The sequence below is a fragment of the Serratia rhizosphaerae genome, assembly GCF_009817885.1.
GTDB classification, from domain to species: Bacteria; Pseudomonadota; Gammaproteobacteria; order Enterobacterales; family Enterobacteriaceae; genus Serratia_B; species Serratia_B rhizosphaerae.
Window position 1 is genome coordinate 3,567,245 of sequence record NZ_CP041764.1, and the last position, 18,830, is coordinate 3,586,074.

The following is an 18,830-nucleotide window of genomic DNA, read 5'->3' on the forward strand; positions in this document are numbered from 1 at the left end:
GCATTATCAGCCGAACTGCAGCAGTACCTTGCAGCAGGTCTGGCGATCGTGTTCAAACAGATGCAGCGCCGCTTCAACGTCGTCCGCCGCCACGCTGTGGGTAATCAGCCGTTCCGGTGCGATCAGTCCCTCGGCCATCCAGTCAATCACCTGAGGGAAGCGGGCGCTGTTGAGGCGTGAGGAGAAAATCGACAGCTCCTTACTGGTGATGCTCTGTTGGTTGATCACGCACGGCTCGGCGGAAAAGCCCATGATGCCGATGCGCGCCGCCGGCGATGCCAGCTGAATGGCCTGCGGCAGAATATCGGGGTGGCAGGCGGCGTCGATAATCAGCGTCGGGCGGATATCGCGCTGCGCCAGCGCTTCCGGCAGCGACGTCTGCTGGTTATTGACCACCTCATCGGCGCCGTTGGCGAACGCCATTTCCAGCCGCGCGGCGATACGGTCGGCGACGATCACCTGCCGTACGCCGTACACGCCTTTCAGCACCTGGATCGCCGTCAGCCCCATCGGCCCCGCGCCGTAGATCAGCGCCACGTCGCGTGCGGTCGGCTGCAGGTGGGCGGTGATATTGGCGGCGATGGTGAACGGCTCCACCATTGCCGCCTGCCGATCGCTGAGCGCATCGGGGATGCGGTAGGCGTTGGCGGCCGGCACGCAGCTAAAATCGCTGAAGCCGCCGTCGCGGTGGACGCCGATCACCTGCAGCTGGTGGCAGACGTTCGGTCGGCCGACCGAGCAGGGGTAGCAGTGGCCGCAGCTGACCACCGGGTCGACGGCCACGCGCTCGCCGAGCCGGGCGGCGTCGACGTTTGCGCCGACGGCGTCAATCACGCCGCAGAACTCGTGGCCGATCACCCGCGGATAGCGGGCGAACGGGTTATGGCCGTGGTAGATATGCACGTCGGAACCACAGATGCCGGCGAGTTTGACCTTGACCCGCACTTCGTCGGCGGTGGGTTCCGGCAGCGGGCGTTGGGCTATCGTCAGCTGGCCCGGCTGTTCAATCACTACGCTTTTCATGCTGATATTCTCCGTTACCAGTTCCACAGGGTGCCGTCTTCCAGGCGCGCGACCGGCAGATAGGCCGGGTCGTAGGGGTATTTGGCCGCCAGCTTTTCGTCGAACTCGATGCCAATGCCCGGCTTGTCACCCGGATGCATATAGCCGTTATCGAAGGTCCAACTGTGGGGGAACACCTCCAGCATCTGTTCCGAATAGCCCATATACTCCTGCACACCGAAGTTCGGCACCCACAGGTCGAAGTGCAGCGCTGCCGCCATGCAGACCGGCGACAGATCGGAAGGGCCGTGCGAGCCGGTGCGCACCTGATACAGCGAGGCGAAATCGGCGATGCGCCGCATACCGGTGATGCCGCCGGCGTGGGTGAGCGTGGTGCGGATATAGTCGATCAGCTGCTCTTCGATCAGTTGCTTGCAGTCCCAGATGCTGTTGAACACTTCGCCGACGGCGATCGGCGTGACGGTGTGCTGGCGGATCAGGCGGAAACAGGCCTGGTTTTCCGCCGGCGTCGGGTCTTCCATCCAGAACAGGCGGTAAGGTTCGACGCTTTTACCGAAGCGGGCGGCCTCGATAGGCGTCAGCCGGTGGTGCATATCGTGCAGCAGATGCTGGTCGAAACCGAACCTGTCGCGCACCGCCTCAAACAGCTTCGGGGTGAAGTCGAGGTATTTCTCCGTCGACCACAGCTGCTCTTCCGGCCAGTGGCCTTTGGTCGCCGGCTCATAGGCCTGGCCTTTGCCTTTCGCCATGCCGTAGGTGGTTTTCATCCCCGGCACGCCGCACTGCACGCGGATCGCCTTAAAGCCCATTTCCTGGTGGCGGGCGTAATCGTCCAGTACCTCGTCGATGCTGTGGCCGGTGGTGTGGCAATAGACCATCACGCCGCTGCGCGAAGCGCCGCCAAGCAGCTGGTACAGCGGCATATTGGCCGCCTTGGCCTTGATATCCCACAGCGCCATATCAATGGCGGAAATGGCGGACATGGTCACCGGGCCGCGTCGCCAGTAGGCGCCCTTGTAAAAGAACTGCCAGATATCTTCGATCCGGTGCGCATCGCGGCCGATCAGCTGCGGACACAGGTGGTCGCGCAGGTAGGAGGCGACCGACAGTTCGCGGCCGTTGAGCGTGGCGTCACCCAGCCCGGTAATCCCTTCGTCGGTGGTGATTTTCAGGGTGACGAAATTCCTGCCGGGGCAGGTGACAAACACTTCTGCATTGATAATTTTCATCGCGTGCGCTTTCCGTTGTTCAGGCTGTATGATGGGCGAACATATGTCATGACCCAACTACCATACAAGTATGATTTGCGCATTTTGCGGGCGGCGATCACATTTCGACCGTGTTAAGACGGACGGGGAAAAGGGAAAGAGGGCGACGTAAATCGCCCTTCAGACGGTGAGGCGGGGGAGTTAACCGAGCAGTTGGCAGTTAGGCGGCAGGCGGCACAAAATGGCGTTCGGCAGCACCTCAATGCGGAAATGTTTGCCCTTCAGCGGTTCGCCGTCGAGGTTAAACGTCATCTCGTGCGGCGCGTCGATCTCCAGCCAGGGCAGCGCGGCGCTGACGATATTCTTGTTGTCGTCTTCATTAAACAGGCTGGCGACCAGGGCCGGAAGCAGTTCGCCGGCGATCAGCAACCGCAGCTGCAGCAGGCCGTCGTTGATCAGCGCATCCGGGCACAGCTGCTGGCCGCCGCCGGCCTGCTTGCCGTTACCGATGCCGATCACCAGCGCTTCGCCGCGCCAGGCGAAATCCGGCCCGCGGATTTCACAGCGGTCGGCCTTCAGGCTCTCCATGCGCAGCAGGCCGTGAATAAAGTAGGAGACGCCGCCCAGCGCCGCCTTGAGCCTTTCCGGCGTTTCGGTGGTGATACGCGTGCCGAAGCCGCCGGTGGCCATATTGATAAAGTAGCGTTCACCGTTGACGCAGGCCAGGTCGATCGGCACCGCACGGCCTTTAATCGCCAGATTCAGCGCCTGTTCCGGCACCAGCGGAATATTACAGGCGGTGGCAAAGTCGTTGGCGGTGCCGAGCGGCAGGATGCCCAGCACCGGGCGCTGCTCGGCCGGTATCAGCGCCAGCGCGGCGGCCACTTCGTTGATGGTGCCGTCGCCGCCGCCGGCGATCAGCGTGCCGACGCCGAGCTGCTGCGCTTCTTCTACGTAGCGGGCGGCATCGCCGCCCTCCCAGGTAACGCGCACGTGCAGAATGTCGCCGGCCGCCCGCAGCTTTTGCACCGCAGCGCGCACCAGCTCATCGCCGGCGCCTTTACCGTTAATGATAAGTAATGTTGGCGCGTGTTGACCCATGTCTGTTGTCCTGCCTTGCTAAAATCCGTTGGTTATCAACGATAGACCACTGGCAATGTGGAAGCCATAAGAATATTCAGTTAAGGATATCGCATAGTGAAACGCATTTTCCGGCTTTATCGTGCGTCGCTGGGATATTGTTTTTTTGTTGTAGTGAAAAGTGTTGGGAATATATTAATTAAAATCGCTGTTATATATATTTATATTGGACGAGGAATTTCCTGTAAATATATAAGATGAATTAATGGGGAACGGTATTAACCGGTGTCGGGGAGTGAAAAAGAAAAAGCCAGCCCAAGGGAGATTGGGCTGGCCAAGGAGGTGGTTCCTAGTATTGCTATGCAAATATTCTCGTTCTTTATTTTAGCGGTCTGATAGTAACGACTTTTCCCGCAGATTGGTGTGATCCAATTCTAATATTTGCACTTCTCTATGTTTTATTTCTGTGAACTCCCCTCATATTTAGGATTTTTCCCGTAAATTGAGGGGAGATTACCATTCAAATCTCGTGTGCGGCGCGTGTTATTTTTCCGCCGCGCCGTTGGCCTGCGGTAAATTACGAATCAGCAGGGCGTAGCTGAGGTCGACGTCCTGCGGGATCGGCAAATACACCAGATGGCCGTTGCCCGGCGCCACCGTTATCGCCTCATCTTTTTTATTGCGCATGCTGTCCAGCGTAAACTGGATGTTGCCGCCCGGCGTCATCAGCTCCACGCTGTCGCCGCAGGAGAATTTGTTTTTTACATCCACCTCGGCCCAGCCGTCACGGCGTACGCCGGTGAACTCGCCGACGAACTGCTGCCGCTCGGAAACGGAAGAGCCGTAGTCGTAGTTCTGATGCGCGTCGTGGGTGTGGCGGCGCAGGAAACCTTCGGTATAGCCGCGGTGCGCCAGGCCTTCCAGCGTGGTGAGCAGGCTGGCGTCGAACGGTTTGCCGGCGGCGGCATCATCGATGGCGCGGCGGTAGACCTGCGCGGTGCGGGCGCAGTAGTAGAAGGACTTGGTACGGCCTTCGATTTTCAGTGAATGCACGCCGAGCTGCGTCAGGCGCTCCACGTGCTGAATGGCGCGCAGATCCTTGGAGTTCATGATGTAGGTGCCGTGTTCGTCTTCGAACGCGCTCATATATTCGCCCGGCTTCTGCGCTTCGGACAGCATAAAGACCTTATCGGTCGGCGCGCCGATGCCGAGCGTCGGCTCAACGGTTTGCACCGCGATCGGTTCATGCAGGTGCACGATGTTGCCGGCGTCGTCTTCTTTGCCTTCCTCGGCCTTGTACTGCCAGCGGCAGGCGTTGGTGCAGGTGCCCTGATTCGGATCGCGTTTGTTGATATAGCCGGACAGCAGGCAGCGGCCGGAGTAGGCCATGCACAGGGCGCCGTGTACGAAGATTTCCAGCTCCATCTCCGGCACCTGGCTGCGGATCTCAGCGATCTCCTCCAGCGACAGTTCACGGGACAAGATGACGCGCGTCAGCCCCATCTGATGCCAGAACTTCACCGTGGCCCAGTTCACCGCATTGGCCTGCACCGACAGGTGGATCGCCATCTGCGGGAAGGCTTCGCGCACCAGCATAATCAGGCCTGGGTCGGACATGATCAGCGCGTCCGGCCCCATATCCACCACCGGCTTCAGGTCGCGCAGAAAGGTCTTCAGCTTGGCGTTGTGCGGCGCGATATTGACCACCACATAGAATTTTTTGCCCAGCGCGTGGGCTTCGTTGATGCCCTGCGCCAGGTTCTCGTGATTGAATTCGTTGTTGCGTACCCGCAGGCTGTAGCGCGGCTGGCCGGCGTAAACCGCATCGGCGCCGTAGGCGAAGGCGTAACGCATGTTCTTCAGCGTGCCGGCCGGGGAGAGGAGTTCCGGTGTAAACATAGTGATTCTCAGTCTGATTTCAAGTCAGCGTCGCGCCACCTGATGGCGCGGCGAAAGCGAGGAATTGTAGCGGCAGCGCGCGCGGAAATCAGCAAGTAACCGGAGTTTCTTAGTGGGAATTGATTTATATCATAGTGAGACGCGCAGCGCGGACGCTGCGCGGGGGAAATTAGCCGGCGCTGAGGTCGCGCACATCGGTGGTCGGGCCATTTTTGATCACCGACTGGATGCCGTTTTTCGCGGCGCTGTCTGAGCTGTACATCTGGCTGGTGCCGATTACCTGATGGTTTTTGGCCTTCAGCACAAAGTAGGGCTTGCCGCTGCTGCTGACTTTGCTTTCATACTGCGCTTCGTGCGGGGAGTTGGTCTGCACCGAGGCGATGCCGTTTTCCGCCGACGCCTTGCTGGTATACATTTCGCTGGAAAGAATGATCTCGCCGTTGCTGGCTTTTAACGTGAAGTGAAACTGTCCGTTGCTGCCGGATTTTTTTAGTTCATAGTGGCCGTTTGCCATGGGTCCTTCTCCTGTAGGTTCAGACATACGATGAGCCGCCGTCTTTCAGCGGTTGCAAGCGCGCCGCTGAAATATGCTGCTACTAAGTGTAGCCAATGCCTTGAATTTCGGAGCGTTGAAATCGCGTAAAAGGCGCAGTGCGGCGACAAAAGCCTGCCGCAGCGGGGATCACAGACCGTTGACCAGACGGCAGGGTTCGGCTTCCCAGCGGTAGCCGACGCCGTAGACGGAGCGGATAAACGCCTTGTCGCCGTCGAGCAGCTCCAGCTTGCGGCGCAGATTTTTAATGTGGCTGTCGATGGTGCGGTCGGTCACCACCCGGTAATCATCGTAGAGATTGTTCAGCAGCTGCTCGCGCGAGAACACATTGCCCGGCTGGCTGGCCAGGGTTTTCAGCAGGCGGAACTCCGCCGGCGTCAGATCCAGTATCTGGCCCTGATAGCTGGCCTGAAAGCGCGGTTCGTCGATATGCAGCAGCGCATCTTCCTGTCCCTGCGCATCGCCGGGGCGGTAACAGCGCCGCAGAATGGTTTTGACCCGCGCCACCACTTCCCGCGGGCTGTACGGCTTACAGATATAGTCGTCCGCGCCGATTTCCAGCCCCAGCAGACGATCGATCTCTTCAATTTTCGCCGTCACCATCATGATGGGAATATCGCTGAAACGTCGCAGTTCGCGGCAGACCGTCAGGCCGTCGCTGCCCGGCAGCATCAAATCCAGCAGAATCAGCGCCGGCGGCTGTTGCTGCACCGCCGGCACCACGTCGCTGCCGTTGGTCAGCCAGCGGGTGGCGTAGCCGGCGGCCTGCAGATAATCCACCAGCAGCTGGCCCAGTTTGGGTTCATCTTCCACGATCATGATCTGTAACGGTTGATTGAGCGTTTCCATCAGGATGCCTTGTTCTTCACTGGGGAGCTGGGATAGGGGAATTCTAGCGCAATGCGCACCCCGCCCAAAGGCGAGTGCTGCGCGTAAATACGCCCGCCGTGGGCTTCGGCGATATTCTGGCAGATTGACAGCCCAAGCCCGGAGCCGCCGCTGGCGCGGTTGCGCGAACCTTCGGTACGGTAAAAGCGCTCCAGGATGCGCGGCAATTGGTCGTCATGCACGCCGGGAGCGCTGTCCTGCCAGTACAGCAGCAGGCCGCCGGGCTTCACCTCGGCGCCGATCTCCAGCGTGCCGCCGGCGTCGGTATAGCGCAGGCTGTTTTCCAGCAGATTGTTAAACAGCTGGTGGAGACGATCCGGGTCGCCGAACAGCGGCGCGCGCTCCGGCAGGCGGGTGACGATGTCCAGCCCCTTGGCGTGGAAGCGCTCGCGGAAGGCGGCGACCGACACCTGCAGCAGATGGACGCAGTCTACCGGCGATTTGCGGTAGGCCAGCGCGCCGAGGTCGGACAGCGACAGCTGGTGCAAATCATCCACCAGCTTGGTCAGCGTGGCGACTTCTGCCTGCAGCGAGCCGATTGAATCCGGCGTCGGCTGGCGCACGCCGTCCTGCAGCGCCTCCAGTTCGCCGCGCAGCACCGCCAGCGGGGTGCGCAGCTCATGGGAGACGTCGGCCATAAATGCCCGGCGCATGCGTTCGTTTTTTTCCAGCGAGGTGGCGAGCTGGTTAAAGTCCTGCGCCAGACGTCCCAGCTCATCCTGGCTGCTGACCGCGACGCGGGCGCTGAAATCGCCGGCCGCCAGCCGGTGGGTGCCGGCCACCAGGCGTTTGACCGGCGCCAGCAGGCCGCGAGACATCAGCAGGGTGGCGGCGGCGGCCAGCAGCGCCGACAGTGCGGCAATCAGCCAACTGGTGCGTTTTTGCTGGCGGTCGAAGTTGATGTCGGCGTTACGCGTCAGCCGTTCCGGTGGCGTGGCGATCACCCAGCCGACGATCTGGTTGTTATAGCGGATCGGTTGCCGGGTGCCCTCTTTGGGGAGCGGGCCGGAGTGGCCCACCAGACGCCGGAACCGGCTGTCGACCACCCAGAACTGCGTACGCCAGCCCTTCGGCGGCAGGTTATGGCTGCTGTCGCTGCTCTGCTCAAATGAACGCATAATCTGATACACCACCCGATCGTTGTTGCGCAGAAACGCCCAGTTGCCGTGGCGGCTGTACTGATCTTCCAGCGCATCGCTCAGCATGGCGATGCGCTGCTCGTTGCTGTGCTTGATGTAGTCGATAAAACCGCGTTCGAAGCTGAGGCGCACGCCCCAGTGCATGGTGAGCAGCACCAGCATACAGGTGGCGAAGATGGCCAAAAACAGCTTGCCGGTAATGCCTATTTTCATTCAGTCCTCATTGCGTTTGTCTGGTGCGTTGCTCTGGGTTTGCGGCGGTGCGCTACTCCGGCAGCGGCTGCAGCTTTTTACCGCGCCGCAGGCGCGTCTGCAGACGGTCGAAATAGAGATAGACCACCGGCGTGGTGTACAGCGTCAGCAACTGGCTCATCAACAGCCCGCCGGCGATGGTGATCCCCAGCGGCTGACGCAGCTCTGCGCCGTCGCCGCTGGTCAGCACCAGCGGCAGCGCGCCGAACAGCGCCGCCAGCGTGGTCATCATGATCGGCCGAAAGCGCAGCAGGCTGGCCTGGAAAATCGCCTCGCGCGCGCTGATGCCGCCGCGGCGCTGCGCGTCGAGCGCAAAGTCGACCATCATGATGGCGTTCTTTTTCACGATGCCGATCAGCAGCATGATACCGATCAGCGCAATCAGGCTAAAGGCCGCGCCGAACAGCTCCAGCGCCAGCAGCGCGCCGACCCCGGCGGAGGGCAGGGTGGAGAGAATGGTCAGCGGGTGAATATAGCTTTCATACAGCACGCCGAGCACGATATACACCGTGGCGATCGCCGCCAGAATCAGGAACAGCTGCGAGCGCAGCGTCTCCTGATACACCTGCGCGGTGCCGGCAAAGGCGCCGCGCACCGTCGGCGGCACGCTGAGCGCGGTCATGGTGCGCTCGATGGCTGCGGTAGCGTCGGACAGGCTGCCGCCGTCCGGCAGGTTGAACGAAATGGTCGACGCCGCCGTCAGCCCCTGATGGTTCACCGACAGCGGCGCGTTGGCCGGCCGCCAGCTGGCGAAGTAGGAGAGCGGAATAGCTTTCCCTTCGTTATTGATGACGAACATCTTTTCCAGTGCGCTGACGTCCTGGGTATACGGCGGCGCCACTTCCATCACTACCTTGTACTGATTGAGCGGCTGATAGATGGTTGAGATCTGGCGCTGGCCGAAGGCGTTATTCAGCAGGTTATTGGCGTCGCTGACGGAAATGCCGAGGCGCGCCATGGTTTCGCGGTCGTAGACCAGATCCAGCTCGGAGCCTTTGTCCTGCTGATCGGAGTTAACGTCCGTCAGCGCCGGCAGTTTCGCCAGCGCGTCGCGGATCTTCGGCTCCCATTCGCGCAGCGCGCCGAGGTCGTCCGCCAGCAGCGTGTACTGGTAGCTGGCGTTGGCCTGACGGCCGCCGGCGCGGATATCCTGCACCGCCATCAGGAACAGGTTGGCACCCGGCTCTTTCGCCAGTTTGCCGCGCAGGCGGGCGATCACCTGCTGGGCGCTGCTGCTGCGTTCAGACAGCGGCTTCAGCGAGATAAACATTGAACCGGAGTTGGTGCGCGACCCGCCGGTAAAGCCGGTGACGTTATCCACGTCCGGGTCTTCCCGCACGATTTTCATAAAGTCTTCCAGCTTACTGCGCATTGCCTGGAAGGAGATGCTCTGGTCCGCCTGAATAAAGCCCATCAGCCGGCCGGTGTCCTGCTCCGGGAAGAAGGTCTTCGGGATGCTGACGTACAGCCAGACGTTGAGGGCGATGGTGGCGAGAAACAGCGCCAGCACCCAGCGCGCATGGCCCAGCACCCAGTTGAGCGAGCGGCCGTAGCCCTGCTGCAGCGCGTTAAGCAGCCGGCCGAAACCGCGGGTGCGGCGCTGGGCGCGCGCCGGCTGATGGCGCAGCAGATAGGCGCACATCATCGGCGTCAGCGTCAGCGAGATAATCAGCGACAGGCCGATGGAGACCGACAGCGTGACGGCGAACTCGCGGAACAGCCTGCCGGGCAGCCCCTCCATCAGCAGCAGCGGAATAAACACCGCCACCAGCGAGACGCTCATCGACAGCACGGTAAAGCCGACCTCGCGCACCCCCTGCAGCGCGGCGTTGATCGGTTTGACGCCGGCTTCAACGTGGCGCGAGATATTCTCCAGCACCACGATGGCGTCATCCACCACAAAGCCGGTGGCGATGGTCAGCGCCATCAGCGACAGGTTGTTCAGGCTGAAACCGCACAGGTACATGGCGGCGAAGGTGCCGATCAGCGACACCGGCACCGCCACCGCCGGGATCAGCGTGGCGCGGCCGGAGCGCAGGAAGATAAATACCACCAGAATCACCAGCGCGATGGCGATCGCCAGCGACTGCTCCACCTCCGCCAGCGAGGCGCGGATGGTCGGCGAGCGATCCTGCGCGATATTCAACTGGATTGACGCCGGGATATTCTCCTGCAGGTCCGGCAGCTCGGCGCGGATGCGGTCGATAGTGGCGATAATATTGGCGTCCGGCGCGCGGCTGACGGTCATAATGATCGCCGGTTTGGCGTTGGTCATGCCGGCGTTGCGCACGTTCTGCACCGAATCTTTCACCTCGGCTACGTCGCCGAGGCGCACCGCCGAACCGTTGTTGTAATGAATGATCAGCGGCTGATAGTCGGCGGCGGTTTTCAGCTCATCGTTGGTCTGCAGCTGCCAGCGCTGCTGCAGATTTTCCAGCGCGCCCTGCGGTTTGCGCACGTTGGCGCTGCTGATGGCCTGGCGCACGCTGTCGAGCGATACGCCCTGATTAAACAGCGCGCCGGGGTTGAGCTCCACCCGCACCGCCGGCAGCGAGCTGCCGCCCACCGATACGTCGCCGACCCCTTCGGTCTGGGCGATGCGCTGCGCCAGCTGGGTGGAGGCGAAATCATACAGCTGCCCCTGACTGTAGGTGTCGGAGGTCAGCGTCAGGATCATGATCGGCGCGTCGGACGGGTTGACCTTGCGGTAGCTGGGGCGGCTCGGCATGCCGCTGGGCAGCAGGCTCTGCGCCGCGTTAATCGCCGCCTGCACGTCGCGCGCCGCGCCGTTGATATCGCGATCCAGATCGAACTGCAAAATCACGCGGCTGCTGCCGAGTGAGCTCATCGAGGTCATTTCATTGACCCCGGCGATGCGTCCCAGCGCGCGCTCCAGCGGCGTTGCCACCGACGAGGCCATGGTTTCCGGCGAGGCGCCGGGCAGCGAGGCGCTGACCACGATCACCGGGAAATCCACCTGCGGCAGCGGTGATACCGGCAGCAGGCGAAAGCCCATCACGCCGGCAATGGCGATCGCCAGCGTCAGCAGCGTGGTGGCTACCGGGCGGTGGATAAATAGCGCAAAGAATCTCACGGCAGCTCCTGCGCGTCCGGCCGGCGGCGGGTGTTGCGCGCCAGTTTGTCAAACAGCAGATAAATCACCGGCGTGGTGAACAGCGTCAGGATCTGGCTCATGATCAGGCCGCCCACCATACAGACCCCCAGCGGCTGGCGCAGCTCCGCGCCGACGCCGGTGCTGAGCATCAACGGCAGCGCGCCGAGCAGCGCCGCCAGCGTGGTCATCAGGATCGGCCGAAAGCGCAGCAGACAGGCCTGATAAATGGCGTCGTACGGCGTCATGCCCTGTTCGCGCTCCGCCGCCAGCGCAAAGTCGATCATCATGATGGCGTTTTTCTTCACGATGCCGATCAGCAAGATGATGCCGATGATGGCGATCACGTCCAGATCGTTGCCCGCCATCATCAGCGCCAGCAGCGCGCCGACGCCGGCTGTCGGCAGCGTCGACAGAATGGTCACCGGGTGGATAAAGCTTTCATACAGCACGCCGAGCACGATATACATCGCCACGACCGCCGCCAGAATCAGCCACAGCGTGCTGCCGAGCGCCGCCTGGAACGCCAGCGTCGCGCCCTGGAAGCGGGTGCTGATATCCTTCGGCAGGTTGAGGCGTTCCTCCGCCTGGGTAATCGCGTCCACCGCCTCGCCGAGCGAGTAGCCGTCGTTAACGTTGAACGACACCGTCGCCGACGGGAACTGATCGAGATGGTTGATCGACAGCGGGCCGAAGCGTTCTTCAACCTTGGCGATGCTGCGCAGCGGCACCATGGCGCCGTCGCTGCCTGCGAGGCGGATATCATCCAGCGCTGCCAGGCCGGGGGTCTGGCTGACGTCATGCTCCAGCACGACGCGGTATTGGTTGGCCTGGGTATAGATGGTGGAGATCAGCCGCTGGCCGAAGGCGTTATACAGCGCGTTATCGACATCGCTCATGCTGACGCCGAGGCGCGTGGCCGAGTCGCGGTCGACGTTGACGTAGGCCACCAGTCCGCGGTCGAGCCAGTCGCTGGTGACGTCGGCCAGCTGCGGCGCCTGCTTCAGTTCACTCATCAACTGCGGCACCCACAGGCTCAGCTCATCCAGCGACATCGCCTGCAGCGTGACCTGATACTGGGTGCGGCTCACCTGGGTATCGATGGTCAGATCCTGCACCGGCTGCAGATAGAGCTTCACCCCGGGAATGTTGGCCGTTTGCTGCTGCAGACGGCTGATGATCGCCGGAATACGTTCGCTGCGTTCGCTGAGCGGCTTCAGGTTGATCTGCAGCCGGCCGCTGTTGAGCGTGGCGTTGCTGCCGTCGATGCCGACGAAGGAGGTCAGGCTTTCGACCGCCGGATCTTTCAGTATTTGCGCGGCGACCTGCTGCTGACGCTCGGCCATATTGCTGAAGGAGACGCTCTGCGGCGCTTCCAGCGTGCCCTGAATAATGCCGTTGTCCTGTACCGGGAAGAAGCCTTTCGGGATCAGCAGGTACAGCAGCACCGTCAGCGCCAGCGTGGCGAACGCCACGCCCAGCGTCAGCCACGGGTGATTAAGCACGCTTTTCAGCCACACGCCGTAGCGGGCGATCACCCGCTCGAAAAAGCGTTCGCTGGCGGCGGAAAAGCGGTTCTGTTTACGCAGCGATTCGTGGCTCAGCATGCGCACGCACATCATCGGCGTCAGCGTCAGCGACACCACGGCGGAGATCAGAATCGCCACCGCCAGCGTGACGGCGAACTCGCGGAACAGGCGACCGACGATATCGCCCATAAACAGCAGCGGAATCAGCACCGCCACCAGCGAGAAGGTGAGGGAGATAATGGTAAAGCCGATCTCGCCGGCGCCTTTCAGCGCGGCGTCCAGCGGCTTTTCGCCCTTTTCGATATAGCGCGAGATATTCTCGATCACCACGATAGCGTCATCGACCACAAAACCGGTGGCGATGGTCAGCGCCATCAGCGTCAGGTTGTTGACGGAAAAGCCGAGGAAATACATGGCGGCGAAGGTGCCGACCAGCGACAGCGGCACCGCCACGCTGGGAATAATGGTGGCCGGCACGTTGCGCAGGAAGACGTAAATCACCATCACCACCAGGGCGATCGCCAGCAACAGCTCGGACTGCACGTCGCTGACCGAGGCGCGGATGGTGGTGGTGCGGTCGGTCAGCACTTTCACATCCACCGATTTCGGCAGGCTTTTCACCAGCGTCGGCAGCATCTCGCGGATGCTGTCGGCGGTGGTGATGACGTTAACCCCCGGCTGGCGCTGAATATTCAGCACGATCGCCTGATCTTTATTGGCCCAGGCCGCCAGTTTGGTGTTCTCGGCGCCCTGTTCGACGGTGGCGATATCCCGCAGACGGATCGCCGCACCGTCTTTGTAGGCGACAATCAGCTGGCGGTAATCGTCGGCGGACTTCATCTGGTCGTTGGCCGACAGCGTTACCGAGCGGGTGGGGCCGTCCAGGCTGCCCTTGGCGGAGTTGACGTTGGCGTTGCTGATGGCGCTGCGCACCGTTTCGCTGTCCAGCCCGTAGGCCGCCACCGCCGCGGCGTTCAGCCTGACGCGCACCGCCGGGCGCTGCCCGCCGGACAGCGTCACCAGTCCGACGCCGGTGACCTGCGAGATTTTCTGTGCGACGCGGGTTTCCACCATATCTTCCACCTGCGTCATCGGCATGGCGCTGGAGGTGACCGCCAGCGTCATAATCGGCGGGTCGGCCGGGTTGACCTTGCTGTAAATCGGCGGGTAGGGCAGATCGTTCGGCAGCAGGTTGGTGGCCGAGTTGATGGCCGCCTGCACTTCCTGCTCGGCGACGTCCAGCGGCAGTTCGAGCTGGAACTGCAGCGTCACCACCGACGCGCCGCCGGAGCTTTGCGACGACATCTGTTTCAGCCCGGACATCTGGCCGAACTGCCGTTCCAGCGGCGCGGTGATAGCCGAGGTCACCACGTCAGGGCTGGCGCCGGGGTACAGCGTCACTACCTGAATGGTGGGGTAATCCACTTCCGGCAGGGCGGACACCGGCAGCGCGCGGTAGCCGATAATGCCCGCCAGCAGGATGGCCACCATCAGCAGTGTGGTGGCGACCGGACGCAGGATAAACAGGCGGGACGGCCCGCCGTTAGCCTTATGCGGCGTCGGCTGCATCAGGATTTCCCCTGCACTTGCGGCTGGCGGCGCGGCGTGGCTGCTGCCGGCGTCTCCTGCGGCGTCAGCACCTCGACCTGAATGCCATCGGTCAGACGGTCGATGCCGTCGGTGACCACCCGGTCACCGGCGCTCAGGCCGGCGCTGATCACCACCTGTTGGCTGTCCTGCACGCCGGTGGTGACGCGGTGTTTACTGACGGTATTGTCATCCCCCAGCGTCCAGACGAAGTTGCCCTCGTTATCCATCTGCAGCGCCGCCGTCGGGATCACTACCGCGTTGTGCAGGGTATCCACTTTCAGGCGCGCGTTGACAAACTGGTTGGGGAACAGCTCATCGTCCTGATTGCTAAAGCGCGCTTTGAGCTTGATGGTGCCGGTGGCGGTATCGATCTGGTTATCCAGGCTCAGCAGGCTGCCGGTCGCCAGCCGCTGTGAGTTGGTGCGGTCCCAGGCTTCGACCGCCACCGCACCGGCCTTCTGCGCCTTAAGCAGATCGGCGATATTGCCTTCCGGCAGGGTAAACACCACGTCGATCGGCCGGGTCTGGGTGATCATCACCAGCGGCGTGCTGCTGCCGCTGGTGATGTAGTTGCCGACGTCGACCTGCTTCAGCCCGACGCGGCCGTCAATCGGCGCGGTGATGCGGCTGTAGGTGATTTGCAGTTTGGCGCTGTCTACCGCGCCCCGATCGGCCTTGATCGCTCCTTCGGTCTGGCGCACCAGCGCCCGCTGCGCGTCCAGATCCTGGCGAGAGATCAGATTGGTTTTCACCAGTTGCTGATAGCGCGCCAAATCCTGTCTGGCGTTGGCCAGCGTCGCCTGGTCCTTCGCCAGCTGGCCTTCGGCCTGCGTCAGCTGCACCTGGAACGGACGCGGGTCAATCTCCGCCAGCAGATCGCCGGCCTTGACCTGTTGCCCTTCGGTAAAGTGAATGGCCATCAGCTGCCCGTCGACCCGGCTGGTGACGGTGACGGTATTCGCCGCGCTGGCGGTGCCCAGACCGGACAGATAGCGCGGCACGGTCTGCTGCATGGCGGTTGCCGCCTGTACCGGCGACATCGGCATCTTGCGCCGTCCGCCATTATTCGCCTGTTTGCCCGCCGCCTGGCGGGCGGACGGCAGCGGTTCGACGGGTGCGGCGGCGAAAAAATGTCGCCAAATCAACACGGCGGCGATAACCAACAGCGCGAGAACGACAAGGCGCAGGATCAAGGGGCGGCGTTGAGGTTTTGCATTCATGACGATGAAAATACTCCAAAGGCGGGCAACAAGCCGAAAGGCCAACTTCTTATAGGATACTAGTTTACCGGCCGTTACCGGGATAAAAATGGAGGAAAAATGGAGGAATCGTCAGTTTTCCATGAAGAGAAAGAGGGTTTACCGATAAGCGTCGCGTTTTTGGCGTTTGATTATATTTCAGGCTAATAATAATTACTCAAACCATTTGGCTGATAGAGGATGAGATGAGCAAGCGTGAATTGGGACGTAGCGGGATCAGGGTGCCGAAACTGACGTTTGGCGGCAATGTGTTCGGCTGGACGGCGGATCGGGCGACGTCTTTCAGCCTGCTGGACGCGCTGGTGGACAACCAACTGAATTTTATCGATACCGCCGATGTGTATTCCTACTGGGCGCCGGGCAATCAGGGCGGCGAGTCGGAAACGGTGATCGGCGAATGGCTGAAACAGAGCGGCAAGCGCGATCGGGTGATTATCGCCACCAAAGTGGGGAAAATGAACGATGCAGCCGGCAAACCGCAGCTGTCGGCCGGCTATATCCGCCAGGCGGTGGAGAATTCGCTGCGCCGTCTGCAGACGGACTATATCGATTTATACCAATCTCATGACGACGACCGCGACACCCCGCTGGCGGAAACCCTGACGACCTTTGACGCGTTGATCAAAGAGGGCAAGGTACGGGCGATCGGCGCATCCAACTATCAGGCCGATCGGCTGGAAGAGGCGCTGCGGGTCAGCGAGCAGCACGGGCTGGCGCGCTATGAAACCCTGCAGCCGGAATATAACCTCTATGCCCGGCAAGGCTATGAACAGGCGCTGGAAGGGGTTGCCGTCAGGCACGGGCTGGGGGTGATCAATTTCTGGGCGCTGGCCAGCGGTTTTCTTACCGGCAAGTACCGCAGCGCCGACGATATCGGCAAGAGTCAGCGTGGCGACACCATCGTGGCGCGCTATTTGAACGCGCGCGGTCTGCGCATTCTGGAGGCGCTGGATAGCGTGGCGCAGCGACATGCGATGACGCCGGCTCAGGTCTCGCTGGCCTGGCTGATGGCGCGGCCGAGCATTACCTCGCCGATTGCCAGCGCCACCTCGCTGGCCCAGTTGGACGAGTTGGTCGGCGCTACGCGGCTGTCGCTGAACGCGGAGGATATCCGCCAGCTGGATCAGGCCAGCGCGGAATAAGGCTTGGGCGTCAGTCAGCCTGCTCCCGCCACTGCTGCCGGTTCAGCCGGTACACCACATGGCGGCGCAGGCGGTGGCCCGGCGGCAGGCGCGGATGCTCAAAATACTCGTCAGCGCAGCGCATGCCGATGCGTTCCATCACCCGGCGTGAGGGATGGTTGACGGCGGCGGTAAACGACACCACCTCCGGCAGTTGCAGCTGTGAAAACGCATGGTTCAGCGCTGCCCGTGCGGCCTCGCTGGCGTAGCCGTGGCCCCAGTGGGCGGCGGCCAGCCGCCAGCCGATCTCCACGCAGGGAGCCAGCGGCAGATCGTCGCCGACCTGGGCCAGGCCGACAAAACCGATAAAGGGAACATGGCCCGGCAGTTCGACGGCCCATAATCCCCAACCGTGCTGCTGCATAAACTGGCGGATCGCGGCGGCCTGCGTTTCGCTGGCGGCGGCGGACAGCGGGGCGGGGAAGTAACGCATCACCTGCGGATCGGCGTTCAGCGCGGCGAAAGCGGCCAGATCGCTGTCTTGCCAGGCGCGCAGGCGTAAACGTCCGGTATTCAGCGTAGCGATAGGCATGGTGTCCACCTCGTTCTGTAACGGGGCGCGACCTTGGCGTCGCGCCCGATGCCCCGTGGCGGGGTTAACGGAACAGCGTCTGCGCCCAGCGCGCCAGCCCGGCGGTGACCGAGCCGAAGTCATTGCCGCCGACGATCGGAATGCCGGGCAGCTGCTGTTGCAGCGCCGCGCGCAGCAGCGGCGAGCGGGCGCTGCCGCCGGTCAGGTAGATCACGTCCGGCTGCGTCTGGCTGGTGGCCAGCGCGGCGGTGACCTGCTCCTGGATGCGCTGCAGCGGCTGGGAAATGGCATCCGCCAGCTGTCCCTGACTGATGCGTTCAGCCAGCTCCGGCTGGACAAACGCCAGCGGTACGCGGGTGGTTTCCTCGCCGGAGAGGGCGATTTTACTCTCTTCCGCCGCGCGCACCAGCCGGTAGCTCAGACGTTGCCGATACACCTGCAGCAGGCGCCGTACTTTTTCCGGCTCCGCCGCGTCGCGAATCAGGTCGTTCAGCAGTCTGGCATTGGCGCTGCTGTAAAATTCATTCTGCGCCGGCACGTCGTTGGTGGCGACCGCGTTCCAGTACGGCAGCGCCGGCAGGGCGATGCCTTTTGCGGTTTCACCGCCCATGCCGAACAGCGGCATCAGTTGCTTGAACGCCAGCATGATATCGAGGTCGTTGCCGCCGACGCGGCAGCCGCTGTGGCCGATCAGGCTCTGTTGGCGATCGGCGCTGTCGCGCCACTGCGGCCCCATCAAAAGCACCGAGCAGTCGGTGGTGCCGCCGCCGATATCGACCACCAGCACAGTTTTCTCTTCCTGCAGCGTGGCTTCGAAATCCAGCCCGGCGGCCACCGGCTCAAACTGGAATTCGATCTGCTTAAATCCGGCGCGCTGGGCGGCGCGCAGCAGAATGCCCTGCGCCTGGCTGTTGGCCTCTTCGCCGCCGGTGCCCTGGAAGTTGATCGGCCGGCCGATCACCGTCTGCTCGATCTGCTGTTGCAGCACGCCTTCCGCCTGGCGCTTGATATGGAACATCATCGCGCAGACCAGGTCTTCAAACAGCGCGATTTGCTGCGACTTCAGCCCGTTGGCGCCGAGGAATGATTTCGGCGAGCGGACGAAGTACACCTCTTCCGGGTCTTCAACATAGTTCGCCAGCGCCTGCAGACCAAAGTGCAGGCTGTCGGCGTTGACCGGAATATCCTCTTCGCGGTTGTAGCTGACGGCGCGCCGCAGCAGCTGCTGGTTTTCCTCGCTGCCGGTCGGCACCTGCCAGTGGCGGTGCAGACATTCGCTGACCGCTTCGCGGCTCGGCGCGCACAGCATCGACGGCAGATACGGTTCATTGTTTTCCAACGCCAGCAGCTCCGGGCCGTTTTCCCGCATCACCGCAACGGAACAGTTGGCCGTTCCGTAGTCGAATCCTATAAACATTTTCTATCCCCATGCCAATGAAGGGGGGCGACTTTACCCGAGAGCGGGCGTCTGGGCAATGCAGCGCGTGCCGGACGGCGAAAATTTTAGCGGCGGCGTTAAGGAGATGCTTAACTAAGCCTATCTTGATGTCCGAATTCCGCACGTCAGCCCGCAGTCTGAGCGCCA

Annotated in this window: 13 protein-coding genes; 1 reads left to right on the forward strand and 12 read right to left on the reverse strand. The window is 62.3% G+C overall.

The window, feature by feature from the left end; translation table 11 throughout:
• Window positions 1-6 precede the first annotated feature (6 nt).
• The 10 genes from FO014_RS16600 to FO014_RS16645 all read right to left on the reverse strand — a co-directional run bounded on the left by FO014_RS16600 (window position 7) and on the right by FO014_RS16645 (window position 15,493).
• Window positions 7-1,023, reverse strand: a complete 1,017-nt coding sequence (locus FO014_RS16600) for a Zn-dependent oxidoreductase (RefSeq protein WP_160030321.1) — start codon at window positions 1,021-1,023, stop codon at window positions 7-9.
• Between the two features lie 14 nt (window positions 1,024-1,037).
• Window positions 1,038-2,252, reverse strand: a complete 1,215-nt coding sequence (gene manD / locus FO014_RS16605) for a D-mannonate dehydratase ManD (RefSeq protein WP_105232131.1) — start codon at window positions 2,250-2,252, stop codon at window positions 1,038-1,040.
• Window positions 2,253-2,432: 180 nt separating this feature from the next.
• Entirely contained in the window at window positions 2,433-3,332 is a 900-nt protein-coding gene (gene yegS, locus FO014_RS16610; protein WP_160030322.1) for a lipid kinase YegS, read from the reverse strand.
• Window positions 3,333-3,854: 522 nt separating this feature from the next.
• A complete protein-coding gene (trhP, locus tag FO014_RS16615; protein WP_160030323.1) occupies window positions 3,855-5,210 on the reverse strand; it encodes a prephenate-dependent tRNA uridine(34) hydroxylase TrhP in 1,356 nt (451 codons plus the stop codon).
• 169 nt (window positions 5,211-5,379) lie between these two features.
• Window positions 5,380-5,724: a YegP family protein gene (locus FO014_RS16620; protein WP_105232128.1), complete on the reverse strand. Its 345-nt coding sequence runs from the start codon at window positions 5,722-5,724 to the stop codon at window positions 5,380-5,382.
• A 168-nt stretch (window positions 5,725-5,892) separates the two neighbouring features.
• Window positions 5,893-6,612 (reverse strand): envelope stress response regulator BaeR, encoded by a 720-nt coding sequence (gene baeR / locus FO014_RS16625; protein WP_105232127.1) that lies wholly within the window; start codon window positions 6,610-6,612, stop codon window positions 5,893-5,895.
• Window positions 6,612-8,003, reverse strand: a complete 1,392-nt coding sequence (gene baeS / locus FO014_RS16630) for an envelope stress sensor histidine kinase BaeS (RefSeq protein WP_160030324.1) — start codon at window positions 8,001-8,003, stop codon at window positions 6,612-6,614. Before baeS ends, baeR begins: the two co-directional genes overlap by 1 nt.
• A 52-nt stretch (window positions 8,004-8,055) precedes the next feature.
• Window positions 8,056-11,136 carry a multidrug efflux RND transporter permease subunit MdtC gene (gene mdtC / locus FO014_RS16635; protein WP_160030325.1) on the reverse strand — a complete coding sequence of 1,027 codons (3,081 nt, stop codon included), beginning with the start codon at window positions 11,134-11,136 and terminating at the stop codon, window positions 8,056-8,058.
• Entirely contained in the window at window positions 11,133-14,252 is a 3,120-nt protein-coding gene (locus FO014_RS16640; RefSeq protein WP_160030326.1) for an MdtB/MuxB family multidrug efflux RND transporter permease subunit, read from the reverse strand. Before FO014_RS16640 ends, mdtC begins: the two co-directional genes overlap by 4 nt.
• Window positions 14,252-15,493 carry an MdtA/MuxA family multidrug efflux RND transporter periplasmic adaptor subunit gene (locus FO014_RS16645; RefSeq protein ID WP_160030327.1) on the reverse strand — a complete coding sequence of 414 codons (1,242 nt, stop codon included), beginning with the start codon at window positions 15,491-15,493 and terminating at the stop codon, window positions 14,252-14,254. The genes FO014_RS16640 and FO014_RS16645 overlap by 1 nt, the downstream gene beginning before the upstream one ends.
• A gap of 224 nt (window positions 15,494-15,717) precedes the next feature.
• Between FO014_RS16645 and FO014_RS16650 the strand changes: the two genes are divergently transcribed.
• Window positions 15,718-16,674, forward strand: coding sequence for an aldo/keto reductase (locus FO014_RS16650; RefSeq protein ID WP_160030328.1), 957 nt, complete (start codon window positions 15,718-15,720; stop codon window positions 16,672-16,674).
• A 10-nt stretch (window positions 16,675-16,684) separates the two neighbouring features.
• Here FO014_RS16650 and FO014_RS16655 read toward each other — a convergent pair whose 3' ends face one another.
• Both FO014_RS16655 and yegD read right to left on the reverse strand, forming a co-directional pair.
• Window positions 16,685-17,245, reverse strand: a complete 561-nt coding sequence (locus FO014_RS16655) for a GNAT family N-acetyltransferase (protein WP_160030329.1) — start codon at window positions 17,243-17,245, stop codon at window positions 16,685-16,687.
• A gap of 64 nt (window positions 17,246-17,309) precedes the next feature.
• Window positions 17,310-18,662, reverse strand: a complete 1,353-nt coding sequence (yegD, locus tag FO014_RS16660) for a molecular chaperone (RefSeq protein WP_160030330.1) — start codon at window positions 18,660-18,662, stop codon at window positions 17,310-17,312.
• Window positions 18,663-18,830 lie beyond the last annotated feature (168 nt).